This window comes from Pseudomonas sp. RP-B7 (assembly GCF_059803535.1).
In genome coordinates this window covers 18,020-37,931 of sequence record NZ_JAPFHC010000025.1, presented here as the reverse complement: position 1 = coordinate 37,931, position 19,912 = coordinate 18,020, and the positions used below count along the sequence as shown (strand labels likewise).

Annotated in this window: 13 protein-coding genes and 2 pseudogenes; 6 read left to right on the top strand and 9 right to left on the bottom strand. The window is 61.7% G+C overall.

All coding sequences use genetic code 11. The features are described from left to right. Positions 1-22: 22 nt before the first annotated feature. From OPU96_RS20785 to OPU96_RS20775, 3 genes and pseudogenes are all read right to left on the bottom strand, one after another. Complete coding sequence (locus tag OPU96_RS20785) at positions 23-1,765, bottom strand: potassium/proton antiporter (RefSeq protein WP_192298311.1); 1,743 nt, start codon at positions 1,763-1,765, stop codon at positions 23-25. A gap of 234 nt (positions 1,766-1,999) precedes the next feature. After that, positions 2,000-2,599, bottom strand: a pseudogene (locus OPU96_RS20780) (methyl-accepting chemotaxis protein); the annotation flags it as partial. Between the two features lie 303 nt (positions 2,600-2,902). Next, positions 2,903-3,559 (bottom strand): annotated as a pseudogene (locus tag OPU96_RS20775) (MCP four helix bundle domain-containing protein); the annotation flags it as partial. A 333-nt stretch (positions 3,560-3,892) separates the two neighbouring features. Here OPU96_RS20775 and OPU96_RS20770 point away from each other — a divergent pair. Both OPU96_RS20770 and OPU96_RS20765 read left to right on the top strand, forming a co-directional pair. Next, positions 3,893-4,123 (top strand): hypothetical protein, encoded by a 231-nt coding sequence (locus OPU96_RS20770; RefSeq protein WP_124525484.1) that lies wholly within the window; start codon positions 3,893-3,895, stop codon positions 4,121-4,123. Then, positions 4,120-4,413 carry a cell division protein ZapA gene (locus OPU96_RS20765; protein ID WP_226455562.1) on the top strand — a complete coding sequence of 98 codons (294 nt, stop codon included), beginning with the start codon at positions 4,120-4,122 and terminating at the stop codon, positions 4,411-4,413. The genes OPU96_RS20770 and OPU96_RS20765 overlap by 4 nt, the downstream gene beginning before the upstream one ends. On the opposite strand, the gene OPU96_RS20760 is transcribed toward OPU96_RS20765, so the two are convergent. After that, positions 4,410-6,212 carry an acyl-CoA dehydrogenase gene (locus OPU96_RS20760; protein ID WP_498559603.1) on the bottom strand — a complete coding sequence of 601 codons (1,803 nt, stop codon included), beginning with the start codon at positions 6,210-6,212 and terminating at the stop codon, positions 4,410-4,412. The two genes, OPU96_RS20765 and OPU96_RS20760, sit on opposite strands and share 4 nt — an antisense overlap. Before the next feature lie 213 nt (positions 6,213-6,425). Further along, positions 6,426-10,379: a trifunctional transcriptional regulator/proline dehydrogenase/L-glutamate gamma-semialdehyde dehydrogenase gene (putA, locus tag OPU96_RS20755; RefSeq protein ID WP_498559602.1), complete on the bottom strand. Its 3,954-nt coding sequence runs from the start codon at positions 10,377-10,379 to the stop codon at positions 6,426-6,428. A 459-nt stretch (positions 10,380-10,838) separates the two neighbouring features. Between putA and putP the strand changes: the two genes are divergently transcribed. Then, the gene (gene putP, locus OPU96_RS20750) at positions 10,839-12,323 is read left to right on the top strand and encodes a sodium/proline symporter PutP (protein ID WP_192298306.1); all 1,485 of its coding nucleotides are present in this window, start codon (positions 10,839-10,841) and stop codon (positions 12,321-12,323) included. Between the two features lie 101 nt (positions 12,324-12,424). Here putP and OPU96_RS20745 read toward each other — a convergent pair whose 3' ends face one another. Both OPU96_RS20745 and OPU96_RS20740 read right to left on the bottom strand, forming a co-directional pair. Next, positions 12,425-12,814, bottom strand: coding sequence for a hypothetical protein (locus OPU96_RS20745; RefSeq protein WP_226455566.1), 390 nt, complete (start codon positions 12,812-12,814; stop codon positions 12,425-12,427). Continuing rightward, on the bottom strand, positions 12,804-13,751 hold the full coding sequence (locus OPU96_RS20740) for a hypothetical protein (RefSeq protein ID WP_226455567.1): 948 nt from the start codon (positions 13,749-13,751) through the stop codon (positions 12,804-12,806). The genes OPU96_RS20745 and OPU96_RS20740 overlap by 11 nt, the downstream gene beginning before the upstream one ends. A gap of 333 nt (positions 13,752-14,084) precedes the next feature. Between OPU96_RS20740 and OPU96_RS20735 the strand changes: the two genes are divergently transcribed. Together OPU96_RS20735 and OPU96_RS20730 are read left to right on the top strand one after the other, a co-directional pair. After that, positions 14,085-16,079, top strand: coding sequence for a type VI secretion system Vgr family protein (locus OPU96_RS20735; protein ID WP_498559601.1), 1,995 nt, complete (start codon positions 14,085-14,087; stop codon positions 16,077-16,079). Between the two features lie 16 nt (positions 16,080-16,095). Next, positions 16,096-16,779: a DUF4123 domain-containing protein gene (locus OPU96_RS20730; protein WP_498559600.1), complete on the top strand. Its 684-nt coding sequence runs from the start codon at positions 16,096-16,098 to the stop codon at positions 16,777-16,779. Here OPU96_RS20730 and OPU96_RS20725 read toward each other — a convergent pair. After that, a complete protein-coding gene (locus OPU96_RS20725; RefSeq protein WP_192298301.1) occupies positions 16,765-18,042 on the bottom strand; it encodes an O-acetylhomoserine aminocarboxypropyltransferase/cysteine synthase family protein in 1,278 nt (425 codons plus the stop codon). The genes OPU96_RS20730 and OPU96_RS20725 overlap by 15 nt on opposite strands. A 220-nt stretch (positions 18,043-18,262) precedes the next feature. Between OPU96_RS20725 and OPU96_RS20720 the strand changes: the two genes are divergently transcribed. Continuing rightward, the gene (locus OPU96_RS20720; RefSeq protein WP_498559599.1) at positions 18,263-19,099 is read left to right on the top strand and encodes a 23S rRNA (adenine(2030)-N(6))-methyltransferase RlmJ; all 837 of its coding nucleotides are present in this window, start codon (positions 18,263-18,265) and stop codon (positions 19,097-19,099) included. A gap of 152 nt (positions 19,100-19,251) precedes the next feature. Here the strand turns inward: OPU96_RS20720 and msrA are convergent, their stop codons facing one another. Then, entirely contained in the window at positions 19,252-19,899 is a 648-nt protein-coding gene (gene msrA / locus OPU96_RS20715) for a peptide-methionine (S)-S-oxide reductase MsrA (RefSeq protein WP_498559598.1), read from the bottom strand. Between the last annotated feature and the right edge of the window lie 13 nt (positions 19,900-19,912).

The following is a 19,912-nucleotide window of genomic DNA, read 5'->3' as shown; positions in this document are numbered from 1 at the left end:
GGGGGTGTTGTCGCCCCGCAGTTTAGAGGAAGAGTCCGGGGCCCGGGCGACTTCCTTCGGGGAATCTGACGCCCACTTTGCCGATCTTGTTCCCGTCCATGACCGCGACGGTCCAGATGGTGTTGTTCCATTCCACCTGGTCGCCGACGATGGGCGCGCCGCCGACTTTCTGGGTGATGAAGCTGCTCAGCGGCATGTCCGGGTCGATGCCTTCCAGTTTCAGGCCGTACAGGGCGGAAACCGCGCCCAGCTGGGCGTCGCCTTCGAGGACGAAGTCGCCGAAGAAGCGCAGGTCGAGGCCGCGTTGCGGCGCCTGGCTGAACAGTTTGCCCAGGGCCGGCAGGTTGTGTTCGTGGCCGATCACGCAGAGCAAGTCGCCGACTTCCAGCACCGTACTACCCGACGGGTGGAGCAGTTGCTGGCCACGGAACAGCGCGGCGATCCGCGTGCCCTCGGGCATTTTCAGCTCGCGCAGGGCGGCGCCGATGCACCATTTCTCGGCACCCAGGCGGTAGACGAACAGCTCCCACTCGCTGGTGACGTGCACTTCCAGAGCCGCGCGGGAAATCGGCGCCGGGTCCGGTGGTACGGTGACCTTGAGCAGCTTGGCCACCCACGGCAGGCTCGTGCCCTGCACCAGCAGCGAGACCAGCACGATAAAGAACGCCAGGTTGAAGTACAGCTGCGCGTGAGGCAGGCCGGCCATCAGCGGGAACACTGCGAGAATGATCGGCACCGCGCCGCGCAGGCCTACCCAGGCGATAAAGGCTTTTTCGCGGCCGTGGAACGCCTTGAACGGCAGCAGGCCGACGATCACCGACAGCGGCCGCGCAAACAGGATCATCCACAGCGCCAGGCCCAGGGCCGGCAGGGCAATCGGCAGCAGGTCATGGGGCGTGACCAGCAGGCCCAGCACCAGGAACATGCCGATCTGTGCGAGCCAGGCCATGCCGTCGAGCATATGCAAAATGCCATGACGGCTGCGCACCGGCCGGTTGCCGATCACCAGGCCGCACAGGTACACGGCGAGAAAGCCGCTGCCGTGCAGGGCGTTGGTCACGGCGAAGACGAACAGGCCGCCGGCGATTACCAGGATCGGGTACAGGCCGGTGGCCAGGTTGATGCGGTTGACCATTTGCAGCATCAGCCAGCCGCCCCCGAGGCCGACGACGCCGCCGATGCCGAATTCGCGTACCAGGTGGGTCAGCAGGCTCCAGTGCAGGCCGGTCTGGCCGCTGGCGAGCATGTCGATCAGGGTGACGGTGAGAAACACCGCCATCGGGTCGTTGCTGCCGGACTCGATCTCCAGGCTGGCGGTCACCCGTTCGTTGAGGCCCTTGCCGCCCAGCAGCGAGAACACGGCGGCGGCGTCGGTCGAGCCGACAATCGCGCCAATCAACAAGCCCTGGATGATATTGAGGTCGAACAGCCAGGCCGCGGCCATGCCGGTGAGGCCGGTGGTAATCAACACCCCCACCGTGGCCAGCGACAATGCCGGCCAGAGTGCCACGCGGAAACTCGCCACCCGGGTGCGCAAGCCGCCGTCGAGCAGGATCACGGCCAGTGCGAGGTTGCCCACCAGGTAGGCGGTCGGGTAATTGTCAAAGATGATGCCGCCGCCATCGACACCGGCAACCATGCCCACGGCCAGGATGATCACCAGGATCGGAATCCCCAGGCGGGACGAAAGAGAACTCACCAGAATGCTCGCACTCACCAGCAACGCGCCGATCAAGAACAGGCTGTTGATGGTCGTCGCATTCAAAGGCAGTACTCCATGGGCAAACAAGACGGGGCGCAAACTGACCATGCAGTCTGCGTGCCAGCGATTCTAACCTGTTGAATTGCTGCGCTGTCAAAAAGCTTTTGCAGGTTGGCGAAGATCCAATGTGGGAGCGGGCTTGCTCGCGAAAGCGGTGTGCCAGTCGATACATCTGGCGACTGATACACCGCTTTCGCGAGCAAGCCCGCTCCCACATTTTTGGCCGAGGTGTGTCAGTTAGAGGCGGAAACGGCCGACCATCCCATTCAAATCCACCGCCAATCGCGACAACTCACTGCTCGCCGCACTGGTCTGGTTGGCGCCCGTCGCCGATTGCACCGATAGATCGCGGATGTTCACCAGGTTGCGGTCCACTTCCCGCGCCACCTGCGCCTGTTCTTCCGCGGCGCTGGCGATCACCAGGTTGCGCTCGTTGATCTCGACAATCGCAGTGTTGATGGTATCCAGCGACATCCCTGCACCTTTGGCGATGTTCAGCGTCGATTCCGCACGCTCGGTGCTGTTGCGCATCGAATCCACCGCGTGTTCGGTGCCGGCCTGGATGCTGCCGATCATCCGCTCGATCTCGCTGGTGGATTGCTGGGTACGATGGGCCAGTGCGCGCACTTCATCGGCGACCACCGCAAAACCACGTCCGGCTTCACCGGCGCGGGCGGCTTCGATGGCGGCGTTGAGGGCCAGCAGGTTGGTCTGGTCGGCGAGGCCGCGAATCACGTCCAGTACCTTGCCGATGTCCCGCGACTCATTGGCCAGGTCGCCAATCAATGTGGCGGTGGCTTGCACATCACCGCTCATGCGTTCGATGGCGCTGACGGTTTCCTGCACCAGATCACGCCCGTCACCAGCCGAGGTGGTGGCGTTGCGCGAGGCTTCGGAGGTGCTCACGGCATTGCGCGCGACTTCTTCGACGGCGCTGGTCATTTCATTGACGGCGGTGGCGGCTTGTTCGATCTCGTTGTTTTGCTGGGTCAGGCCACGGGCGCTTTCGTCGGTGACGGCGTTCAGCTCTTCGGCGGCCGAGGCGAGTTGGGTGGCGGACCCGGCGATGCGTTGCAGGGTGTCGCGCAGTTTGTCCTGCATCTTGGCCATGGCGGCCAGCAGGCGGCCGGCTTCGTCATTGCCGTCGACCTTGATCGGGCGCGTCAGGTTGCCTTCGGCGACTTCTTCGGCTGCTTCCAGAGCCTGGGCGATAGGCACGGTGATGCTGCGGGTCAGCAGCCAGGCGAACAGCACAGTCAGCGCGGTGGCCAGTACCAGCAGGCCTACCACCAGGTCGAAAGCCAGGTCGTATTGATCCTTGGCTTGCTGATTGGTGACCAGGGCCATCTTGTTGTTGATGTCCAGCAGGCGCGCCAGCACGGCGTTGACCTGCTCGGAGTTGCTCAGCAGCTCAGTGTTGATCAGGGTGCGCAGGGCTTCCACCTGATTGGCCTGGGACAGGCTCTTCATGCGCGTTTCGATCTGACGGTACTGGCCCAGCAAGGTGACGTACTCGTCATAGGCGGCGCGCTCTTCGCGGCTGTCGATGAGTTTTTCGTAAATGCCCTGGGCGGCGCGGATCTGCTGGTCGCGCAGTTCGAAGGTTTCCAGGGTCTTCTGCTGCACGTCCGGCTCGCGGTTGGTCAGCAAACGGTAGGACAGGACGCGCAGGCGCAGGGTCAGCTGGGTGAACTCATCCAGTGCGCGAATGCTCGGCACGCTGGACAGGGTGATGTCTTCGGCGGCGCCACGGATCTTGCTCATCTGGTTCAGGGCGAACACGCCGAGAAACAACATGAGTGCGCCGATAAACGCGAAGCCAAGAAAGGCGCGCGGCGCGATATTCATATTACGAAGGGACATGCTGGAATCCTGGGGGAGAAGCGCGATCCGTGCGGGCGTGATACGGGGTGTGCCTCTCTATCGGTCGTACGACTAAAGTCTAAAGGGGGCTGTGCGTTTTTGTCGCATCCGACGAGGTTCAGGAACCAGATGGGGGAATTGCAGTCACTAAGGCTCGAAAGCGCGGCCCGGCCCTGAATAATCGGGCTGCGCGCCGGGGATAACCCTGGCATCCGAGGTGAATTTTCTTTATCGTCACCGCCCTTTGAAAAAGCCCGAGAAATCAAAATGTTAGAAGCATCCCTCAGCCAATTGGAACAACTGGTCAGCGACCTGGTACAGCAGAACCAGGATCTGTTGGGCAGCAACGAATCCCTCAAGGCCGAACTGGCTCGCGCCAAGGATGAGAACGACAGCCTGCAACTGAGCCTGATGGAACAGGAAGAAAAACAAGGCGCCACCGCCGCCCGTATCCAAGCGTTGGTTGAGCGTGTGAGCGCAGGTCCGGTCGGCGCATGAATGAAGGGATAAAGGTCGTTTCGATTCTCGGTGAGGATTACTCGATCAAGGCGCCAGCCGGGGAAGACAAAACCCTGATGCACGCCGTGACCATGCTCAAGGCCTCCCTGGCCACCACCAAGAAAAAGTACCCGACCCTGATCGGGGACAAGTTACTGGTGCTGGCGGCGTTGAACCTGTGCGCCGAACAGATCGAAATGCAGCAGGCGCACCAGGAGGAACTCGACCGTTACCAAGAGCAAGTCAGCGCCACGGTCGAGGTGATTTCCAAGGTAATCGGACAGCCTTAGAACCACGCGTCCTGCATCGCGAGGCACGTATCATCCCGCGCCTCCAGAATCGCCAGTTCATGATGGCAGCCCGGTACTTCCCAGGTCAGGAAATACCGGGCGGCCTGGAACTTGCCTTTATAGAAGGCGACATCCGCCGCATTGCCCTTGGCCAACCCCTCTTCGGCGCGAATCGCCTGTTCCAGCCAGCGCCAGCCAATCACCGTGTGCCCAAATACCTTCAGGTACAGCGCCGAATTCGCCAGGCTGCTGTTGACCTTGCCGTGGGCCAGATCCGTGAGCAGGCCAATGGTGACGCTTTGCAAGCGGTTGACCAGTTGCTCCAGGGGTTCTCTCAGGGCATTGAGTGATGGATATTCCTGCGCCCGGGCGCCGGTTTCGGCGATCAGCCGGATCAGTTGTTTCAAGCCCGCGCCGCCGTTCTGCGCCAGCTTGCGTCCCAGCAAGTCGAGGGACTGGATGCCGTGGGTGCCTTCATGGATCGGGTTCAGGCGGTTGTCGCGGTAGTACTGCTCCACCGGGTATTCGCGGGTGTAGCCGTGGCCGCCGAGGATCTGGATCGCCAGTTCGTTGGCCTTGAGGCAGAACTCCGAGGGCCAGGATTTGACGATGGGGGTGAGCAGGTCCAACAGTTCGTGGGCCTGTTTACGCTCGGTTTCAGTCTCCAGGGTGGTGGTGTCGTCGAACAGGCGTGCGGCGTACAAGCCAAGGTCGAAGGCGCCTTCGACGTAGGCTTTTTGCGTCAGCAGCATGCGTTTTATATCCGCGTGCTGAATGATCGAGACCGGCGCCGTTGTCGGGTCCTTGCTGTCCGGCAGGCGACCTTGCGGGCGTTCACGGGCGTATTCCAGGGAATACAGGTAGCCGGCGTAACCGAGCATCACCGCGCCCATGCCCACGCCGATTCGCGCTTCGTTCATCATCTGGAACATGCAGCTCAAGCCCTGGTGCGGTTTGCCCACCAGATAGCCGACACAGTTACCGTTATCGCCGAAGTTAAGCGCCGTGGAAGTGGTGCCGCGCCAGCCCATCTTGTGAAACAGCCCGGCGAGTAGCACGTCGTTGCGTTCGCCAAGGCTGCCATCGTCGTTGACCAGGAACTTGGGCACGATGAACAGCGAAATGCCCTTCACCCCGGCGGGCGCGTCCGGCAGCTTGGCCAGCACCATGTGCACAATGTTTTCCGACAGCGGGTGATCGCCGCCGGAGATAAAGATCTTGTTGCCCTTCAGACGATAAGTGCCGTCGGCCGCCGGTTCTGCGCGGGTACGAATATCCGACAGTGACGAGCCCGCGTGGGGTTCGGTCAGGGCCATGGTGCCGAAGAAGCGGCCATCGATCATCGGCTGCAGGAAGCGTTGTTTCTGCTCTTGGGTGCCGAAGCTTTCGATCAGGTTGGCGGCGCCCATGGTCAGGAACGGGTAGGACGTGGATGCGGCGTTGGCCGATTGGAAATGCGCAAAGCATGCCTGGGAGAGCAGGGTGGGCAACTGCATGCCACCGGCTTCGAAGCTGCGCGCGGCGTTGAGGAAGCCGGCTTCCAGAAATGCATCGACGGCCGGTTTGACCTCGGGAATCAGGATGGCTGCGCCATTTTCGTAGCGCGGCTCGTTTTCGTCGTTCTTGCGGTTATGGGGGGCGAAGTACTTTTCGGCGATGTTTCGAGCGGTGCTGATCGCCGCATCGAACGTTTCCCGATTGTGCTCGGCAAACCGCTCGCGCCTGGTCAGGCTCTCGGCATCAAGGACTTCGTACAGCTCGAAAGCCAGATTGCGGGAACTGAGCAGCGTCTCGGACATGGCGGATCACCTATGTGGGAATAGGGCCGAGTCTAAGTGCGCAAATAGAGGCTGGATAGCAAGATTGATTTGGGTGATGGAGGGGCAGAACACGGACGGGTGAGAGATACGCAGTCCAAATGCGGGAGCGGGCTTGCCCGCGAAGACGGAGTGCCAGTCACTGAATTAGTTGACTGACCCACCGCTTTCGCGAGCAAGCCCGCTCCCACAGGTTTAGCCGATGGTCATCAGGCTCGCGTTACCGCCCGCGGCTGCGGTGTTAACGCTCAGTGCCCGCTCGATCACCAGGCGTTCCAGCGCAATCGCCGTCTCGCCTTGGGACAAACCATGCACCCCGACAATCGCACCACTGCGCTGCGCCACTTGCTGGCACACCGCACGCAGTTGGTCGGAGTCGCCGTGGTGCACAACGGCGTCGAATACCACTTCGTCCTTGGTCCAGTCAGTCACGCGCTTGATCTTCGCCTGAATTTCTTTCGGCAGGCGTGGGAGCAACGCCTTGGTCAAGTCAGTTTCCGGCCATACCGCCGAACCGCCTACCGCCAGCACTGCCGCCAGTTGCGTCAGCAGGTCGCCTTCTACTTCCGCCAGGCACAATACGTGCTCGCGGGGCAGGATGGCGTAGCTGTTGCGCTCGCCGGTCGGGCCGGCCAGTTGGCGGGTGATACCGCTTTGCGATTGCGCGGCGAACTGGCTGCACAGGGCGCTCAGCTCGCTGAGCTTGTTGCCGTCGGCCCAGGTTTTCAGGGCGGTCAGCGGCTGGCTCATGGCATCCCGCAGACGTACATCTGGAGCGGCCAGGGCATCGCCACGCACGAAGGACTGCTCGATGGCATCCGTAGGACGAGTCGACAGCAGGCGATACAGGTACAGCGGACCACCGGCTTTCGGGCCAGTCCCCGACAAGCCTTCGCCACCGAACGGTTGTACGCCAACCACGGCACCCACGATGTTGCGGTTTACGTAGACGTTACCGGCGTGGACGTTGTCGATCACCTTGGCGATGGTCTCGTCGATACGGGTGTGCACGCCCAGGGTCAGGCCGTAGCCCGACGCGTTGATCTGGCCGATGAGCTGATCGATCTCTTTGCGCTTGTAGCGCACCACGTGCAGTACCGGGCCGAAGATTTCGCGTTGCAGTTCGTCGAAGCTTTCCAGTTCGATCAGGGTTGGCATCACGAAGGTGCCGCGCTTGATCTCTTCACCGTCGGCGATTGCCACTTGGTACACATTGCGGCCTTTGTCACGCATGGCCTGGATGTGTTTCTCGATACCCGCCTTGGCTTCGGCGTCGATCACCGGGCCGATGTCTACCGACAGGCGCTCCGGGTTGCCCAGACGGCATTCGGCCATGGCGCCCTTGAGCATTTCGATGACGCGGTCTGCCGAATCTTCCTGCAAGCACAGTACGCGCAGGGCCGAGCAGCGTTGACCGGCACTGTCGAAGGCCGAGGACACGACGTCGATGACCACTTGTTCGGTGAGTGCCGAGGAGTCGACGATCATTGCGTTCTGGCCGCCGGTTTCGGCGATCAGCGGGATCGGACGGCCCTGGGCATCCAGGCGACCGGCGACATTGCGCTGCAGCAGGCGCGCAACCTCGGTGGAACCAGTGAACATCACGCCTTTGACGCGATCATCACCCACCAGGCGGGCACCCACGGTTTCGCCCTGGCCCGGCAGCAGTTGCAGCACGCCTTGCGGAATACCGGCTTCCAGCAGGATGCGCACGGCTTGCGCGGCGACCAGCGGGGTTTGCTCGGCAGGCTTGGCCAGTACGGGGTTGCCGGCGGCCAGTGCAGCGGCGACCTGGCCGCTGAAGATCGCCAGCGGGAAGTTCCACGGGCTGATGCACACCACCGGCCCCAGTGGGCGGTGGGCGTCATTGGTGAAGTCGTTACGTGCCTGCACCGCGTAGTAACGCAGGAAGTCCACGGCTTCGCGCACTTCGGCGATGGCGTTGGCGAAGGTCTTGCCGGCTTCGCGGGCCAGCAGGCCCATCAGCGGTTGGATCTCGCTTTCCATCAGGTCGGCGGCGCGCTCCAGGATCGCGGCACGCTCGGCGGGCGGGGTGGCCTGCCAGATCGGACCGGCGCCGATGGCGCACTGGATGGCGTTGTCGACGTCTTCGACCGTAGCTTCTTGTACGTGGCCGACCACGTCGCGCAGGTCGGACGGGTTCAGCACCGGTGCCGCCGGCTGCTCACTGGCGGCGCAGCCGAGCATCGGCGCGGCCTTCCAGTTGTTGTGGGCAGTGGCCAGCAGGGCGCAGGACAGCGATGCCAGGCGATGTTCGTTGGCCAGGTCGATACCGGCCGAGTTGGCGCGGTCGCTGCCGTACAGGTCACGGGGCAATGGAATGCGCGGGTGTGGCAGGCCGAAGCCGCCTTCCAGCGTGGCCATTTGCTCGATGCTGGCCACTGGATCGGCCACCAGCTCCTGAATCGAGATGGACTGGTCAGCGATGCGGTTGACGAACGAGGTGTTGGCGCCGTTTTCCAGCAGGCGACGTACCAGGTAAGCCAACAGTGTTTCGTGGGTGCCGACCGGAGCGTACACGCGGCACGGACGGTTCAGCTTGCCATCGGAAACCTTGCCTACAACCTGCTCGTACAGAGGTTCACCCATGCCGTGCAGGCATTGGAACTCGTACTGGCCCGGGTAATAGTTCTGGCCGGCAATATGGTAGATGGCCGACAGGGTGTGGGCGTTGTGCGTGGCGAACTGCGGGTAGATGACTTCCGGCACCGACAGCAGTTTGCGTGCGCAGGCGATGTAGGACACGTCGGTGTAAACCTTGCGGGTGTACACCGGGTAGCCTTCCAGGCCTTCGACCTGGGCGCGCTTGATCTCGCTGTCCCAGTACGCGCCTTTTACCAGGCGGATCATCAGGCGGTGACGGCTACGGCGCGCCAGGTCGATCACGTAGTCGATCACATACGGGCAACGCTTCTGGTAAGCCTGGATCACGAAGCCGATGCCGTTCCAGCCGGTCAGTTGCGGCTCGAAGCACAGGCGTTCCAGCAGGTCCAGCGACAGCTCCAGGCGGTCGGCTTCTTCGGCGTCGATGTTCAAGCCGATGTCGTATTGCTTGGCCAGCAAGGTCAGGGACAGCAGGCGTGGGTACAGCTCGTCCATCACACGCTCGTACTGCGCACGGCTGTAACGCGGGTGCAGTGCCGATAGCTTGATGGAGATGCCCGGGCCTTCATAGATCCCGCGGCCGTGGGAGGCTTTGCCGATGGAGTGAATGGCTTGTTCGTACGAGGCCAGGTACTTCTGCGCATCGTGTTCGGTGAGTGCGGCTTCACCGAGCATGTCGTAGGAATAGCGGAAGCCCTTGGCTTCGAACTTGCTCGCGTTGGCCAGGGCTTCGGCGATGGTTTCACCCGTGACGAACTGCTCGCCCATCAGGCGCATGGCCATGTCGACGCCCTTGCGGATCATCGGCTCGCCGCTCTTGCCGATGATGCGGCTCAGGGACGAGGTCAAGCCCGCTTCGTTGTGGGTGGCGACCAGTTTGCCGGTCAGCAGCAGGCCCCAGGTGGCGGCGTTGACGAACAGCGACGGGCTGTTGCCCAGGTGCGGCTGCCAGTTGCCGGTGCTGATTTTGTCGCGGATCAGCGCGTCGCGGGTGCCCTTGTCCGGGATGCGTAGCAGCGCTTCGGCCAGGCACATCAGTGCCACGCCTTCCTGGGACGACAGGGAGAACTCTTGCAGCAGGCCCTGAACAATACCGGCACGGCCGCCGGCACTCTTCTGGTTACGCAGTTTTTCAGCGATCGACGCAGCCAGCTTGTTGGTGGCTTCGGCCATTGATGCTGGCAGACGAGCCTGTTCGATCAGCATCGGCACCACTTCCGGCTCAGGGCGGCGGTAGGCGGCGGTGATCGAGGCGCGCAGTACGGATTGCGGCAGGATGCTCTCGGCAAATTCGAGGAAGCACTGGTGCGCGTGGTCGGTCTGGACCTCGCCAGCGTCGTCGCCGTCCTTGCTGCTCAAGCCATTGAGTTCGGTCAGGGTTGCACCACCCTCCAGTTTCTCCAGGTAATTGAAAATCGCCTGCTTGATCAGCCAGTGTGGCGTGCGATCAATGGAGGTCGCGGCCGCCTTCAGGCGTTCGCGGGTCGGGTCGTCGAGTTTGACCCCAAGGGTGGTCGTAGCCATTTTCTTATCCTCATGGGTGCCACTACCGAGTGGCATCAGCTGGCGGCAAGATTAGCTTCGCCCATGAAGAGGTGCAACCGGGTGCAACCCTTTTTATGCATGAAATTTTTGAAGGAGGGCATGAAAAAAATCGGCCCTCAACAGAATCCGCTTCACGGCGGTGCATTTGCTTCTTAGATCGGCTGTGCTTGCTCCGAAAAGGAGCAAAAACGGGGTGTTTTCTGGAATTAACATCAAGGTGCAACTTATTCTCGAGAAACTGGTTGCACCTTATTTAGTTTGTTGAATAGGATTCGCGCCCTAGGTGCAACCACCGCAAGGTTTGGTTCATCGGCTGACGGCTTTCCTGGGGAAACGTCAGTCATAAATGCGCGGCACGCAGTTACGTCTACCTACTTTCAGTGGGTGGCCGTCTGACAGACCGTCGCTACATAAAAACAAAGCCAGGGCGTCACTCATATGAGCGTTAGCAATCCAACCCTGATCACGTTCGTGATCTACATCGCAGCAATGGTGCTGATCGGCTTCATGGCCTATCGCTCCACCAATAACCTTTCCGATTACATCCTCGGCGGTCGCAGCCTCGGTAGCGTGGTCACGGCCTTGTCGGCCGGTGCGTCCGACATGAGTGGCTGGTTGTTGATGGGCCTGCCCGGCGCGATTTACATGTCCGGCCTGTCGGAAAGCTGGATCGCCATCGGCCTGATCGTCGGTGCCTACCTCAACTGGCTGTTCGTGGCCGGTCGCCTGCGGGTACAGACCGAACACAACGGCGACGCCCTGACCCTGCCGGACTACTTCTCCAGCCGTTTCGAAGATAAGAGCGGCCTGCTGCGGATCATCTCCGCCGTGGTGATCCTGGTGTTCTTCACCATCTACTGCGCTTCGGGCATCGTGGCTGGCGCCCGTCTGTTCGAAAGCACCTTCGGCATGTCCTACGAGACCGCGCTGTGGGCCGGTGCTGCTGCGACCATTGCCTACACCTTCGTCGGTGGTTTCCTGGCAGTGAGCTGGACAGATACCGTACAAGCCACCCTGATGATCTTCGCGCTGATCCTTACGCCGATCATCGTGCTGCTGGCCACCGGCGGCGTCGACACCACCTTCCTGGCCATCGAAGCCAAGAACCCTGACAACTTCAACATGCTGAAGAACACTACCTTCATCGGCATCATCTCGCTGATGGGCTGGGGCCTGGGTTACTTCGGCCAGCCGCACATCCTCGCGCGTTTCATGGCGGCGGATTCGGTGAAGTCGATCGCCAAGGCGCGCCGCATCTCCATGACCTGGATGATCCTGTGCCTGGGCGGCACCGTGGCCGTAGGCTTCTTCGGCATCGCTTACTTCTCGGCGCACCCGGAAGTGGCCGGCCCTGTGACCGAGAACCACGAGCGTGTGTTCATCGAACTGGCCAAGCTGCTGTTCAACCCTTGGATTGCTGGCGTGCTGCTATCGGCCATCCTGGCTGCCGTGATGAGCACCCTGAGCTGCCAGTTGCTGGTGTGCTCCAGCGCCCTGACCGAAGACTTCTACAAGACTTTCCTGCGCAAAAACGCTTCCCAGCGTGAGCTGGTATGGGTTGGCCGCCTGATGGTGCTGCTGGTTGCCCTGATCGCCATCGCCATGGCCGCCAACCCGAACAACCGCGTGCTGGGCCTGGTGAGCTACGCCTGGGCCGGTTTCGGCGCGGCGTTCGGCCCTGTGGTGCTGATCTCGGTAATCTGGAAAGGCATGACCCGCAACGGCGCGCTGGCCGGCATCCTGGTCGGCGCGATCACCGTGATCGTGTGGAAACACTTCGAACTGCTGGGCCTGTACGAAATCATCCCGGGCTTCATCTTCGCCAGCCTGGCGATCTACTTCGTGAGCAAGCTGGGCGCACCGACTGCAGGTATGGTCGAGCGCTTTGATGCGGCGGAGAAGGACTACAACCTCAACAAGTAATTGCGCTGGGCGTTAAGCGCCTGTCGAGTTGAAAAGAGCGGCCCGCGTCCTTTGGATGACGGGCCGTTTTTTTGTCGGTCTGGAGGTGAAAACGTGCTGGATTACAGGCTTGGTTGATCGCTGAAATGAAAAAACATCGCACCCACTGCGCCGACCAGACCGATAAGAGCTGTTCCGTGAAGGGCGAATTTCAGGCAGCGGGGAAACTCTGCGACTTGTTTTGCGTTGATGACGCCTCGTCTTGTGTTCCACTTCGGCAGTGCAATTGCTACATAGACCGCGCACAGTCTGGTCAATCTTCCTCGTAGGCTGTTGCCCCACAGGTGCTTGTAATTATCCAGCAGACTGCATTGGTCCAGGCGTTGCTCCATCGACTCCAATTTGCGATAGGCCAGGAAGATGTCGAGCGCGACCGCCAGAAGCATTGAGGCTGCCGAGCCCAATGCTATTTGGTCTTTGGCAGGGAGGTTGAGTATGTACTCAATACTCATACAGTACCTCTCCAGTGACCGCGCCAATTTCGCTGCCCCAACTGCCGAACGCCGCGCCCATGGCGCCGCCAGCGATCAAAAGACAGCTCAGGGCGCCCGGCCCGGTTGTCGGAGCCATTACCGCTATACACAAGCCCATTCCCATCTGGCCTCCAATGATTCCTCCCGCTACACCAAAGGTTAATTTACCCGCTTCCACATACTTCGCTTTTCGGCATTGTTCCCCTCTGCCGGTAGAACACGCCTCCTTGATCTCCAGCGCCGTGGACGTCGTACTTAACGCCATCCCCAACGGCGTGCCGTGTTTAAGCAGCTTCGCCGTCTTGGAAATTTTGGCAATCGTTTCTGCGTATCGATTGATCTCCCCGGTGTGCAAATAGCTCCTGGTTGATATCCCCAGCATTTTCTTGATCGATCCTTCATTGCGCAGGCCCGTGCCGTAACGCGCAAAGCTGCGCATTTGCGCTTCCAGTTTGGCAAACAGCACTTTGCGCCGAGCCAAAAAATCATCTCGCGCCGCGCCACCGCCTCGGCGCAGCGACTGTTTATGCAGGGCCTCGATTTCATCGAGAGTTTTCACGATTTCCTGCAAATGCCGGCTCCAGGCATCCCCTGCGGTACCTATCCCCAGCGAAGCGTATCCGAGTAGTTTTTGCAGCAAATCATAATTCTGCAGCGCAAAGGCAGCCCCGCCATGGGCCGTCACGCTATGGCGGACATCCCAGGCGGCGCGCACCAGGCATGACTCCTCTGCGGTGCAGGCTGAGGTGGTGTGGTCACCGATGATCACCAGGTGTCCCGGCAGCACCACCACATTGCGGATATGCGTATTCAGCGCGTCGAACTTGGCTTCGGCGTGTCGGCTCATGCACAAGCTCGCCTTGAGTTCCACAGACGTCAGTGGCCGCTCATTGATAAAGGCATAGGGCTGAGGCATTACAAGTCCCTCAGCGATTGGGTGTCGAGATGTCCCGCCATGAACGCATTCCTTTGGAGTGAACATGGCAGCGAAATTTAATCAGTTGTCTGGAAAACGTCGTGGTTATGCAGGGGGGAATTGGGGGGGGGGGTTCAGTTTGGGAAACGGGCTACGCGGTGACGAAAAGCTTCCGTCAGATGCCTGCTTTTTTGCGCTGAAAACCCAGGCAAACGTGAACGGGCGAAAAGCAAACCCGTGACGTAAGGAATTACTGATTTGTTGGCGCTGTGATCAGTACGGCAAGTGGCTGAGGCACTATCCCCGGCCCACCCCTTCGCAGAGAAACACCGGATGTTCGCTCCTGCCAATCAAAGTGCCTTCACCCTGACCCTGGATGGGCTTGCCAGTGACTTAAAGGTCTTGAGCTTCACGGGCACCGAAGCCCTCAGCCAACCCTATTGTTTTGATCTTGAATTGGTCAGCGAACAGCCTGATCTGGATCTCGAAGGCCTGCTGCATCGTCAGATGTACTTGGGTTTCGACGCGCAGGGTCATGGCATTCACGGCGTGGTCTATCGCGTGGCTCAAGGTGACTCGGGGCGCCGGCTGACGCGTTATCAACTCAGTCTGGTTCCACAGTTGGCCTACCTGGCCCACAGCAGCCACCAGCGCATCTTCCAACACAAGACGGTGCCGCAGATGGTTGCGCAGGTGCTGACGGCGCAGGGCATTCAGGGCGATCGTTTTGAGTTCCGCCTCAGTGGTACGTATCCCGAGCGTGAGTATTGCGTGCAGTTTGGCGAGAGCGACCTGGCGTTCGTTCAGCGGCTGTGTGCCGAGGCTGGCATCCACTATCACTTCCAACATTGCGTCGAGCGGCACCTGCTGGTGTTTGGCGATGACCAGACGGTGTTTGCCCAGCCTGACCGGCCCAGCCCTTACTCCCCCGGTTCCGGGATGGTTGCGCACGCCCCGGCGATCAAGCGTTTTGCGGTGCAATTGGAGACGCGTACTACAGCGCTGAATCTGCGTGATTACGACTGGCGCAAGCCGCGTCTGACGCTGGAAAGCACGGTGGCCGGCGAGCAGCTTCCCCACCTTGAGGCGCAGGACTACCCCGCGCACTTCAGCGACCGCGCCCATGGCAAGTACCTGGCGCAGCGTGGCCTGGAGCGCTATCGCAGCGACTATCGAATCGCCCGGGGCAGTGGCGATGAACCGGCGTTGGTCACCGGCGGGTTTCTCAAGCTGGCCGGGCACCCGCGCGAGGAGTGGAATGATTTGTGGCTGGTGACCCATATCGTCCACGAAGGCAAGCAACCCCAGGTGCTGGAAGAGGCGGTCACCGAGGTGCCGGGCGGGGACTTTCGCCAGGGGTATCGCAATGAATTTGTGGCGGCACCGTGGGATGTGATCTTTCGTCCACCGTTGCCTGGGCGCCCGAGTATTTCGGGGTATCAGAACGCGGTCGTCACCGGCCCCGCCGACAGCGAAATCCATTGCGACGAATACGGACGGGTCAAGGTGCAACTGGCCTGGGATCGCAACGGCGAACACAACGACCATTCCAGTTGCTGGCTGCGGGTGGCCAGCGGTTGGGCCCACGACCGCTATGGCGCGGTGCTGATCCCGCGAGTGGGCATGGAGGTGTTGGTGGGCTTCGTCAATGGCGACATGGACATGCCGTTGGTGATGGGTTGCCTGCCCAACGCGGCGACGCCGCTGCCCCTCGACCTGCCGGCGGACAAGACCCGCAGCATCTTGCGCAGCCACAGCAGCCCCGGGGGTGGCGGTTACAACGAGCTGCGCATCGAGGACCGCAAGGGCGCCGAGGAAATCTACCTGCGTGCCCAGCGCGATTGGACCCAGCATGTGCTGCATGACCAGCAGGTGCAGGTCGACAACCGGCGGCGGATCACGGTGGGCGGCGAGTCGCACCACGAACTGCAAGGCGAGGAGCAGCGCATCACCCACGGCAATCGCCTGACCGAACTCAAGAGGGATGATCATCTGCTGGTCGGCGGTTCGCAGCAGATGCGGGCCGCAGGCACCATTCAGATTGGCGCCGGGCAAAGCGTGGTGATCGATGCGGGCGCGAGCGTGACGATCCAGGCCGGGGGGCAATCGATCACCTTGTCGGCCGGCGGGATTTTCAGCAGCGTGCCGATCCAGCCCGGTGGTGCACCCACTGTGGTGTCGGCGCCGTTGCGGCCTGGGCTGAAGGAGGCGTTGCAGACGGTGGTTCCTGCACCGTTGAGTCGCGTACAAGTCGCCAGCCTCAAGCGCAGTGCGCCGTTCTGCGAAGAATGTGAGCGTTGCAAGAATGGCCAGTGCGCCGTTGCCTGAAAAGGAGCCTACATCGATGCATCAATCCTTGCGTGCGGGTGAACAGCTCTTCGCCATACTGGGCGCCGCCAGCGACGCCAAGCCAGTGGACGCCTGGCGAGCGCTGGCCGCCGGAACGCCTCTGCAACCCGTTTGGGCCGGCACGCCCTATGGGACATGGAGCGAGGTGATGCCCTACGTCGCCATTGTCGAACCGGGCAGTCCGTTCCTCGACTGGGTAGCCGCCACCGAGTCCACCGACTGGGGTTGGCTGGCGGTTTCGTCCAGCCCGCTGGAAAGTGTGGTCGCGTACCTGCAAAGCCTGACCAAGGTCTTCCTGCCGGATGGTCAGGAGGTGTTCTTGCGGTTCTGGGACGGGGTGCAGTGGTGGCCGATCGTTCAGCAGTGCGGCGCGGAGCTATTGCCCGTGTTCCAACGCTACCTGATCAACGGTCAGCCGCTGAGCGTGGCGACCGGCCCGGTGGCGGTTGCCAACCCCGGCCCGTGGTGGCACGTGCCGGCGTCGCTGCTCGAACAGCTGGCCGGGCGATCGCGCCGAACCCTTATCGATAACCTGTTGCAAGGGCTCGAAGAGCAATGCCCGGACCTCCATACCGCCTTCCCGCCGACGACCTTGCGGCACAAGGTCGCCTACTTCGCGCGCGGGCGGCAGATCAGCCATGCGGGGTTGGCCGGTTACCTCGCCTCAGAGCTGGGTTGAGCCCAACGCCTGCTGCAAATCCTCGATCAGGTCTTCAATCGCCTCGATGCCCACCGACAGGCGAATCATCTCCGGCTTGACCCCGGCCTTGGCCTGTTCTTGCTCGTTCATCTGTCGGTGGGTGGTGGAGGCCGGGTGGCAGGCCAGGGATTTGGCATCGCCGATATTCACCAGGCGCTTGAAGATTTGCAGCGCGTCGTAGAAGCGCACCCCGGCTGCGTAGCCGCCCTTCAAGCCAAACGACAGGATCGCCGACGGTTTGCCTTGCAGGTATTTCTGCGCCAGCGCGTGGTGCGGGTGATCCGGCAGGCCCGCGTAGCTGACCCACTCCACCTCGGCATGGCCTTGCAGGAACTGCGCAACTTTCAACGCGTTCTCGGTGTGGCGCTCCATGCGCAGGGCCAGGGTTTCCAGGCCTTGCAGCAGCAGGAACGCGTTCATCGGGGCCAACGCCGCGCCGGTATTGCGCAGCGGCACGGTGCGGGCGCGCGCGATAAAGGCGGCGGGGCCGAATTTCTCGGTGTAGACCACGCCGTGATAGGCCGGCTCGGGGTTGTTGAGGCCGGGGAATTTCTCCGGGTAATCGCTCCAGGGGAAGGTGCCGCTGTCGACTATCACGCCGCCCAGGGAGTTGCCATGGCCGCCGATGTACTTGGTCACCGAGTGCACCACGATGTCGGCGCCGAAGCTGATGGGCTTGCACAGGATCGGCGTGGCCACGGTGTTGTCCACCATCAGCGGCACGCCTCGGGCGTGGGCGACGTCCGCCAGGGCTTGCAGGTCGACGATATTTCCCGCCGGGTTGCCGATGCTTTCGCAGTACACCAGCTTGGTGTTGTCGTCGATCAGCTCGGCGATGGCTTGCGCGGAGTCGTCACGGGCGAAGCGTACGTCCACGCCAAAGCTCGGCAGCAGGTGCGCAAACAGGGTGTAGGTGCCGCCGTAGAGCTGCGGCGTGGTGACGATGTTGTCGCCGGCGCGGGTCAGGGTCTGGATCGCATAGTGGATCGCCGCGCTGCCAGCCGACACGGCCAGGGCCGCAATACCGCCTTCCAAGGCTGCGATACGTTGCTCCAGCACGTCGTTGGTCGGGTTCATGATGCGCGTGTAGATATTGCCGGGCACGTCCAGGTTGAACAGGTCGGCGCCGTGCTGGGCGTTATCGAATTCGAAGGCGACGTTCTGGTAGATCGGCACCGCGACGGCCTTGGTGGTGGGGTCCGACTTGAAGCCGTGGTGCAGTGCGATAGTGGCGTCTTTCATGATTGTTATTGACCTCCTTGGACAGTGTGGGAGCTGGTTTGCCTGCGATAGCATCACCGCGGTGTGCAGGTAATACCGCGTCGCCTGCATCGCGGGCAAGCCCGCTTCCACATAACGGGCTAGATCATTTTCAGCGAGGTTCCTGCGCTTTAAGCATAAGCACCGCACTGCACCTGAGCCCGCGTAAAAGGTAAACTTCGCCCCCTGCGCAGGAGCAACCATGAATTATCGTCACGCCTTTCACGCCGGCAACCACGCCGATGTCTTCAAACACCTGACCTTGACCCGCCTCATCGCCCTGATGTCGCGCAAGGAGCAGCCGTTCGCCTACCTCGACACCCACGCCGGTATCGGTCTGTACGACCTGCAGGGCGACCAGGCCAACCGCACGGGTGAATACCTGGAAGGCATCGCGCGCCTGTGGGGCCAAAGCGACCTGCCGCCACTGACCGCCGACTACATGCGCGTGCTGCACGAGATGAACCCGGATGGCCAGTTGCGCTACTACCCGGGCTCGCCGGAGCTGGCGCGCCGCCTCACGCGGCGGCAGGATCGGGTGTTGCTCAACGAGAAACACCCGGAAGACGGCCTGCTGCTCAAAGACAATATGAAGGGTGATCGCCGCGTCAAAGTGCATTTGGGCGAAGGCTGGCACGTGCCGCGTGCCCTGTTGCCGGTGCCGGAAAAACGCGCACTGATGCTGATCGATCCGCCGTTCGAGAAACTCGACGAGATGCAGCGCTGCGCCGCTTCCCTCAAGGAAGCCGTGAGCCGCATGCGCCAGACCGTCGCTGCGATTTGGTATCCGGTGAAAGACCAGCGCATGTTGCGCCGCTTCTACCAGGACCTGGCCGGCACTGGTGCGCCGAAGTTGCTGCGCGTGGAGTTGTTGGTGCATCCGCTGGATACGCCGAACACCCTGACCGGCTCGGGCCTGGCGATTGCCAACCCGCCGTGGGGTTTGGAGGAGGAATTGCGTGAGCTGCTGCCGTGGTTGTCCAAGCAGCTTGGGCAGACCCAGGGTGGGTGGCAGATGGATTGGCTGATTGCTGAGTAATCAGCTCTAAGGCCAGACACAGAACCAAATGTGGGAGCGGGCTTGTGTGGGAGCGGGCTTGCTCGCGAATACGGAGTGTCAGTCACAGAGTCAGTTGACTGATCCACCGCTTTCGCGAGCAAGCCCGCTCCCACATTTGAACTGTGTAAGCCTTAGATCGGGCAGGTCACGCCTGTGCCGCCAATCCCGCAATAGCCCTGCGGATTCTTTGCCAGGTACTGCTGGTGATACGCCTCGGCGAAGTACACCGTCGGCGCTTCGTCGATCTCGGTGGTGATCTCCCCCAGCCCGGCCTTGTTCAGCTCTTGCTGATACGCCTGCGCACTGGCTTGCGCCGCCGCCAATTGCTCCGGCGTGGTCGCATAGATCACCGAGCGGTATTGGCTGCCAATGTCATTGCCCTGGCGCATGCCCTGAGTCGGGTTGTGCAGTTCCCAGAACATCTTCAGCAAGTCTTCGTATTTCACCTTGGCCTGGTCGTACACCACCAGCACCACTTCGCTGTGGCCGGTCAGGCCCGAGCAGACTTCTTCGTAGGTCGGGTTCGGCGTGAAGCCGCCGGCGTAGCCGACCACCGTGCTGACTACGCCGTCGCGCTGCCAGAATTTACGCTCGGCGCCCCAGAAGCATCCCAGGCCGAAGATCGCGAAACCGACGTCATCCAGGAAAGGGCCGAGCAACGGGTTGCCGTTGACGAAGTGGGTTTCGGGCAGCGCCATCGGGGTTTCGCGGCCAGGCAAAGCTTGTTCTGCAGTAGGAAGCACGTTTTTATTCACCAGAATTTCCGAGCGCAAGACCATGATCAGTCCTCTC

Bases quoted from the DNA above. Each gene is read 5' to 3' on its own strand.
- OPU96_RS20770 (WP_124525484.1), top strand. From the start codon at position 3,893: ATGTTAGAAGCATCCCTCAGCCAATTGGAACAACTGGTCAGCGACCTG.
- OPU96_RS20765 (WP_226455562.1), top strand. From the start codon at position 4,120: ATGAATGAAGGGATAAAGGTCGTTTCGATTCTCGGTGAGGATTACTCG.
- OPU96_RS20760 (WP_498559603.1), bottom strand. From the start codon at position 6,212: ATGTCCGAGACGCTGCTCAGTTCCCGCAATCTGGCTTTCGAGCTGTAC.
- putA (WP_498559602.1), bottom strand. From the start codon at position 10,379: ATGGCTACGACCACCCTTGGGGTCAAACTCGACGACCCGACCCGCGAA.
- putP (WP_192298306.1), top strand. From the start codon at position 10,839: ATGAGCGTTAGCAATCCAACCCTGATCACGTTCGTGATCTACATCGCA.
- OPU96_RS20745 (WP_226455566.1), bottom strand. From the start codon at position 12,814: ATGAGTATTGAGTACATACTCAACCTCCCTGCCAAAGACCAAATAGCA.
- OPU96_RS20740 (WP_226455567.1), bottom strand. From the start codon at position 13,751: ATGCCTCAGCCCTATGCCTTTATCAATGAGCGGCCACTGACGTCTGTG.
- OPU96_RS20735 (WP_498559601.1), top strand. From the start codon at position 14,085: ATGTTCGCTCCTGCCAATCAAAGTGCCTTCACCCTGACCCTGGATGGG.
- OPU96_RS20730 (WP_498559600.1), top strand. From the start codon at position 16,096: ATGCATCAATCCTTGCGTGCGGGTGAACAGCTCTTCGCCATACTGGGC.
- OPU96_RS20725 (WP_192298301.1), bottom strand. From the start codon at position 18,042: ATGAAAGACGCCACTATCGCACTGCACCACGGCTTCAAGTCGGACCCC.
- OPU96_RS20720 (WP_498559599.1), top strand. From the start codon at position 18,263: ATGAATTATCGTCACGCCTTTCACGCCGGCAACCACGCCGATGTCTTC.
- msrA (WP_498559598.1), bottom strand. From the start codon at position 19,899: ATGGTCTTGCGCTCGGAAATTCTGGTGAATAAAAACGTGCTTCCTACT.